General features: G+C 72.5%; 7 protein-coding genes and 1 pseudogene. 3 read left to right on the top strand and 5 right to left on the bottom strand.

From position 1 onward, the window contains the following. Window positions 1-76: 76 nt before the first annotated feature. The 5 genes from ACWGH4_RS28740 to ACWGH4_RS28720 all read right to left on the bottom strand — a co-directional run bounded on the left by ACWGH4_RS28740 (window position 77) and on the right by ACWGH4_RS28720 (window position 4,506). Complete coding sequence (locus ACWGH4_RS28740; RefSeq protein ID WP_441266561.1) at window positions 77-292, bottom strand: I78 family peptidase inhibitor; 216 nt, start codon at window positions 290-292, stop codon at window positions 77-79. Between the two features lie 260 nt (window positions 293-552). Beyond that, entirely contained in the window at window positions 553-1,554 is a 1,002-nt protein-coding gene (locus ACWGH4_RS28735) for a helix-turn-helix transcriptional regulator (RefSeq protein WP_453466055.1), read from the bottom strand. Between the two features lie 73 nt (window positions 1,555-1,627). Continuing rightward, window positions 1,628-2,440 (bottom strand): hypothetical protein, encoded by an 813-nt coding sequence (locus tag ACWGH4_RS28730; RefSeq protein WP_453466053.1) that lies wholly within the window; start codon window positions 2,438-2,440, stop codon window positions 1,628-1,630. Beyond that, window positions 2,437-3,723, bottom strand: a complete 1,287-nt coding sequence (locus ACWGH4_RS28725; protein ID WP_453466051.1) for a glycosyltransferase family 4 protein — start codon at window positions 3,721-3,723, stop codon at window positions 2,437-2,439. Before ACWGH4_RS28725 ends, ACWGH4_RS28730 begins: the two co-directional genes overlap by 4 nt. 252 nt (window positions 3,724-3,975) lie before the next feature. Continuing rightward, the gene (locus ACWGH4_RS28720) at window positions 3,976-4,506 is read right to left on the bottom strand and encodes a hypothetical protein (RefSeq protein WP_453466048.1); all 531 of its coding nucleotides are present in this window, start codon (window positions 4,504-4,506) and stop codon (window positions 3,976-3,978) included. 54 nt (window positions 4,507-4,560) lie between these two features. Here ACWGH4_RS28720 and ACWGH4_RS28715 point away from each other — a divergent pair. The 3 genes and pseudogenes from ACWGH4_RS28715 to ACWGH4_RS28705 all read left to right on the top strand — a co-directional run. Continuing rightward, a pseudogene (locus ACWGH4_RS28715) lies at window positions 4,561-4,770 on the top strand (ABC transporter); the annotation flags it as partial. A gap of 140 nt (window positions 4,771-4,910) precedes the next feature. Continuing rightward, the gene (locus tag ACWGH4_RS28710) at window positions 4,911-5,690 is read left to right on the top strand and encodes a hypothetical protein (protein ID WP_159693370.1); all 780 of its coding nucleotides are present in this window, start codon (window positions 4,911-4,913) and stop codon (window positions 5,688-5,690) included. Between the two features lie 259 nt (window positions 5,691-5,949). Continuing rightward, on the top strand, window positions 5,950-6,276 hold the full coding sequence (locus tag ACWGH4_RS28705) for a hypothetical protein (protein ID WP_441266567.1): 327 nt from the start codon (window positions 5,950-5,952) through the stop codon (window positions 6,274-6,276). The last annotated feature ends 52 nt before the right edge of the window (window positions 6,277-6,328 follow it).

Raw genomic sequence — 6,328 nt, 5'->3', positions numbered from 1 at the left:
CTCGTCGAGTACCGGGGCCCACGCATGTTCCGTGTCCGGCCGCTCAGCCCGTGGCCTGCGGGGGGGACGGGCCTGGTCAGCCCTTCCAGCAGCGGATCACCGAGCCGTCCTTCACCTCGAAGTTCAGCCGGCCCGCCACGTACTCCATGGTGATGATCGAACCGGGCGGCAGCGCTCTGACGGTCGACCAGCCCCGCTCGCGGGCCTGCTGCTCGGCTGCCGCCGCGTCGAGGCCGACGTACGACTCGGGGCTGTCGTCGGGCTGTGCGGGAGGAGTCGGTATGGGTGCCATGCTCACCACCGTAGGCGGCAGCGGACGGTGACGGAAGCCGGGACGGCCATGACCCCAGCAGCCCCAGATCCCTCGGGGGTCACGCTTCTGTCACAGCTTCACGACACATGATCGCTTCGAACCGGTTCACCCGAACGGGCGTTTCGGGTGCGTTCATGTGTCATTCGGCACGCACCTGTGGATCATGGCCAATTGCTTTCCATCGACTCATGGGATTCCGGCGAATTCCGGTCGGCAGGACAATTCCCAACGCGAGGAATTCACATTTCCTTTACAGAATCCTCCAGGCTCGCCGGCCCTTCCGTATCAAGGGCCCGCGAGAGCCGGTCACGGATCGCCCGGATGTGCCCGGTCAGTTCCGGCGGCTCGACCACCTCGAAGTCGACGCCCAGGAGCATCAGGTGGACCACCATCACATCCAGGCTCGCGGCCCCGGTCCGCAGCAGGCAGCGGCTGTCGTCCACCGCCTCCAGCACCCCGTCGGACGGGCCGATGATCCCGGCCGCCTGCTCGGCGGACGTGTGCAGCAGGACGACCGCGTGGGCGGCGTACGCGCCGATGGAGACGCCTTTGGAGACGTAGGCCGCGAGGTCGTCGGCCGGGGGCGTGCGCGGGGCGAAGCGGGGACCGTGCGGCGGCCTGGGGACGATCCGGTCGGCCCGGAACGTACGCCAGTCGCCCCGCTCCACGTCCCAGGCGACGAGGTACCAGCGGCGCTCCGTGCACACCAGGCGGTGCGGCTCGACGGTGCGGCGGGTGGCGGCGCCGCCGTGGTCGCGGTACTCGAAGCGCAGCCGCTCGCTGTCCCGGCAGGCGTTGGCCAGCTCGGTGAGCACACCGGGGTCGACGGTGGAACGCTGCTGTCCGCGCAGCATGGGAACGGTGAAGGCGTTGAGCGCGCTCACCCGCCGGCGCAGACGGTTCGGCAGCACCTGCTCCAGCTTGGCGAGCGCCCGTACCGAGGTCTCGCCGATGCCCTCGATGCCCTGGCCCGCCGCCGTGCGCAGGCCGACGGCGACGGCGACGGCCTCCTCGTCGTCGAGCAGGAGCGGCGGCAGTTCGGCGCCCGCGCCGAGCTGGTAGCCGCCGCCGGTGCCCGGGCTGGCGTTGACCGGATAGCCGAGCTCGCGCAGCCGGTCCACGTCCCTGCGGACCGTCCGGGGCGTGACACCGAGCCGGTCGGCCAGGTCGGCGCCGGACCATTCGCGATGGGCCTGGAGCAGGGACAGCAGGCGCAGCAGTCGTGCCGAGGTCTCCAACATGCGAACGAGTCTGCCAGGCATCGCGGACAGCTTCTGTCCGCGATGATGAACTCCTCGGGGCCGGTGCGGGCGCTCAGCCGGCCGGGGTGACGCGGACGCAGAGGTCGTTGTCGCCGGTGTAGCAGGGGGTGACGGTGTACCCGGCGATGCGCTGCTTCGGATAGATGAAGATCGACTTCTTGTCCCAGACGTCGTCCAGGATGCGGGAGATCCGCATCGGGGCAGCTCCCGCGGCCGGCCGCAGCCACAGCTCCCACAGCCGTTCCTTGCCGGCGCCGGCGTCCTCGGCGCCCGCGGCCAGCGGCCCGTACGGCAGCGTGAAACCGAACGCACGGCCCTCGCCGGTGACGGGCACCTCGTGCATCCGCTCCCCCGCCCGGAGCCGGGCCTGCGCCCTCGCGCCCTCGCCCAGCTCCGCCCCGTACAGCACGCCTGTCACGGACATGGCACCCTGCTCGGCTGCGAAGGCGAGCTCGCCGGCCTCCGCGTGCGGTGCCCGCCGCCAGCAGCGCACCGCGAGCCGGCCGTCGGCGGTCGGGTACGGGAGGTGTACGGCGACCGGGCCGGACGCCGGGGCCCGGTCCACGAGGACCCGCAGGTCGCGGATGCCGGGCAGGACGGCCCGGCCCGTCTCCGTGTACGCGTCCCAGCGGCCCTCGGCGAGCTCCGCCGTGGCGGGCAGCACGGCCCGTGCGGCGGCGCGGTCGCCCTCAGGTTTCAGCGGCAGCCGCAGCTCGTCCGCCGGGCCCTTGCCGCCGCGCCGTCTCAGGACGAGGACCGCGCCGGAGGCCGCCTGCCCGGAGACGTCGAAGGTGATGCCACCGTCGCTCGCGGCGAGGCAGTCGGCGCGCGGCGCCGGGTGCTCCTCGGCCGTCGGGGTGCTCATCCGCTCTTCCTCCCCCTGCGGATCAGGTCCGCGGCAACGTAACGCAGTGCGTAGACCCCGTCGTACAGCGAGCTCCGCGCCCGGTGCAGCGCCTCGCGCAGCGCGCTGCGCGAGCGTCCCCCCTCACCATGGGCGACGAGCTCGGTGAACAGCGCCTCGTGGCGCTCCGCGATCGGCGCGGGGTCGAACCGTGCGGAGGACACCAGCGCGGCGCGGCCCGCGCTCCGGCGCAGTTCGTCGTCGCCGATCAGGCGGAGCAGCGCGTCGGCGATCGCGTCCACGTCACCGACCGGGACCAGCAGGCCGTCGGCGCCGTCGTCGATGATCTCGCGGGGTCCGTTCGGACAGTCGGTGGAGACGACGGGCAGGCCGCAGCGCATCGCCTCGACGATCGTCATGCCGAACGACTCCAGGCTGGAGGTCACGGCGGCGACCGAGCCCTTGACCCACTCAGGCTCCAGCGGGCTGGCGGGGCCCATGAGCAAGACGTGGTTGTGGAGGCCGCGTTCCTCGATGAGGTCGCGCAGCGCCTGCTTCTCGTTACCGGTCGCGTCACCGCTGCCGTAGATCCGCAGCCGCCAGTCGGGGCGGGCCGCGACCACCTTGGAGAAGGCCTTGATCAGCAGGTCGTAGCGTTTGACCCGGGTGAGGCGCCCGGCCGCGACGACCCACTTGGCGGTGCAGTCGGCGGGGGCGACGCCCGGGGCGGGCACGCTGTTGGGCACGGCCTCGATGCGTACTCCCGGCAGTTTGAGCCGCTCCCGGTAGGCACGGGCATCTGCCTCCGTGACGGTGGTGACGGCGTCGAGCAGGGCGTAGCGGTGGCCGATCTCACGGCGCAGGCGGTATCCGTGGCTGTCGAGCGTCAGATGCTCCTGGCCGACGCGCACGACGCCGCGGCGGGCCTGGCGGGCGATGTGGACGTTGAGGCCGGGCCTGGTGCCGACGACGACGTCCGCGTCGAGCGTGGCCAGGTGGGCGGCGATCCGGATATCGGTGAGGCGGCTGTACTGCCGATGCCGGCCGTCGCCGCGGGGAAAGACCTTCGCGGGGAGCCGGGCGAGCGGGTCGTCCCCGTCGTAGCCGGGGCTCTTCTTCCGCAGGTCGACCAGGTGCTTCATGGTCACACCGGCAGGGGCGCCCATGGACGGCTGGTCGCGGTGGCGGAAGACGGAGACGATCTCCACGTCGTGCCGTTCCGCGAGCGCGCAGGCGAGGTTGAACGTCGTACGGATCGTCCCGCCGATGCCGTAGGCGTTGTGGAGCAGAAATGAGATGCGCATGGCGCTCCCGCGTCCCCCCTGGTCGCGCGAATGCCCTCCTGGTCAGGAGGTCTGACCCAAGACTTTAACCGCCCATCGGGGGCGGTACGGGATCTGCGGTACGTCGTAGCAGTTCCGGTCCCTGTCGCCACTCTGTGTGACCCAGCCCCGGCCGCACTGGCGGCGCACGACGGACAGGCAGGCCCGTCGCGAGGCGGGCGGCTCGTCGAGGGCCGGAAGGAGACGGGAAGCAGAAGTCCGCGCGCGGTGGCCTCAGCAGCCCGGAACAGCGCCGGCATTCGGGCTGAGCTCCACCAGGGCGCACAGCGCCTTCTGGGACACCTTCCAGGTGTCGCCCTCGAGGACGGCCGTGCCCTTGGCGTCCGGCAGGGCCGTGTTGCCGTCGACCATGAGGTTGTAGGTCACGGTCGCCCGCGTGGGCGAGGTGAACTGGACGCCGGTCACCTCCGCGGTCACCCGGGCGGCGTTCTTGTCGTTGCCGAAGGCCGTGAGGACAGGACGCAGCGCCTCGCCGTTCTCGAGGAGCTTCACCTTCTCGTCCGTCGGCACGGACGGGTCGAAGAAGTCCGTCCAGTTCTTCTTGATCTGCTCCTCGGCCGCCGCCGGATCGGCGGGTTCCGCACCGTCAGTAGGGCTCTCTGGAGTGGCTGCTGTCGTCGGGGGCGACGTCGCCGGCTGGGAGCTTCCGTCACCGTCGTCCCCGCAAGCGGCGGCGAGTGGTCCGAGGACCAGAACCGCTGCGGCGGCCCAGGCCGCGGGTCGGGAGTTCCTTGGGCTGAACATGTCGCTCACCACCCGTATCTCGGCTTCCAGCGTCCGACGGTTCGGGGCACAGTGCAAGGATGCTCGCCGTACCACCGGCTGCTGCGCGGGCTCGACGCCGCGGTCGTCGTCGCCGAGCAGCGGCTCCCGCAGACCCTGACGCGGGGGCCCGGAGCCCCGGTGGTCGTGCACCAACTGCGCCGCGGCTCCGTCGTGTTCAGCGGTGAGCCCGGCGAACTCGCCCCGGCCGGACCCGGCCCGTCAGCCGCTCCCGGCCTGCCGTGACCGCGGGGGCCTGTGGGCCGACGTGACACGGCGCGGTTCGATTCGTTGCCGTTTCACGCGTGACCCCCGCGACTGGTCGCACGTTGAACCTTCGTGCCGGGACCCGCCCGGCACACCTGATCAAGTCCGAGGAGCCACCCGTGCCGCGCATGCTCGACGTCAGCGAGGACGTACGCGCCGAGATCGGCGACGAAGAAGCCGACCGGCTGCTCGCCGGCCTGAACGCCCCGGGCAGCTACGACTGCACCTCCTGCCGCACCCCGGGCGATTCCGACCAGGAGCGGACCAGCACCGTGCTGTTCGTGGGCGACGAGACGGCCGTGCTCGCCTTCGCCCACGCCACCTGCATCCCCTCACAGGTGGTGCAGGTCGCGGAGGACCAGCTCCAGGGCGCCGTCCGCTCCATCACCGGCGAGGAGCCGCAGATCCCGGGCGCGGCTCCGCAGCAGGCGGTGCTCGGTGTCACCAGCGGCCTCATCCTCCTCGACGGGGACGTGCACCCCGCCCTCGTCGTGGAGCCGACCGCGCCGATCGCCCGCCCCGGCACCACGGGCCACGGCGGCGACGACTTCCTGCCGCTCCTGATCGAGCAGGGTTTCCTGCCCGTCGGGGACGTGAACCGGCGCCCGTCCCAGCTGCCCGGCTGGTCGGTCCTGATCGCCATGGGGCAGCTGCACGCCGTGCTCCAGCCCGGTACCGGCGGTGGCAGCCCCGTCGCCTGGTGGCAGGCGCACCAGCCGCTCCAGGTCACCGAGGGCTGGCGGACGGCCGCCAACAAGACGAACACGGTCCTCGTCTACGCCGCCCCGGTCGGCTCGATCGGCCAGCAGCCCCGGGAGGACCTGCTGCGGGACGCGCTGGAGAAGGCGGCGGCCAACGGCCGTCTGGTCGCCGCGGCGATGCCGCTCGCCGGCACCTGAGCCGTCCCGACGCCGCCCGGATCCGGTCCGCCGGCGCCAGGGACCACAGCGTGCCGGCCGACCGGCCCGGCGGGCACAGACGTACGCCGGGGCCACTCTCCTGCCCCGGCGTACGTCCGCGCGCGCCGGCGACGGCTCGTACCGTCCCCCGGAAGAATGCAGCTCGCCGCAGCCCGCATCCGTGGGACTGCGGCGTCGTTGCAGGTACGTGCACTCATACGACCCCTCCCCCCAGCCCTTCCAGAGCCAGATCCCTGCCATGCGCCCCGCGCGCGACGGTTCGCCGGGCCGCTCGGCCACGCCGATCTACGACGCGCTGTACTCCGAGTACCTCAGGGCGTTCAAGACGCTGCCGGGTGACCGCAGCGGGGAGGAGGATCTGGACTTCAAGGGGTTCGGGGCGGGGCTGCACGGCGTCCGCGGCGGCTTCCTCGGCTACGGGAGCCATACGAGCCACACGGGGCACACCAGCGGCCACTCCGGCTACTCCACCGGTCAGCAGGGCGGCAGGCACTCGCACCAGACCGGCCGGCACGCGGTCCACCAGCCCGCGGCGCTGCCCCCCGCTCCCCGCAAGGGATCCTGACCTGCCGTCAGCGAACGCCGCTGCCCCCGGACCGTGTGCACGGTCCGGGGGC

The sequence above is a fragment of the Streptomyces sp. NPDC054847 genome (genome assembly GCF_053610925.1).
The sequence above is the reverse complement of the archived record's forward strand: the minus strand, read 5'-3'. Positions and strand labels throughout refer to the sequence as shown.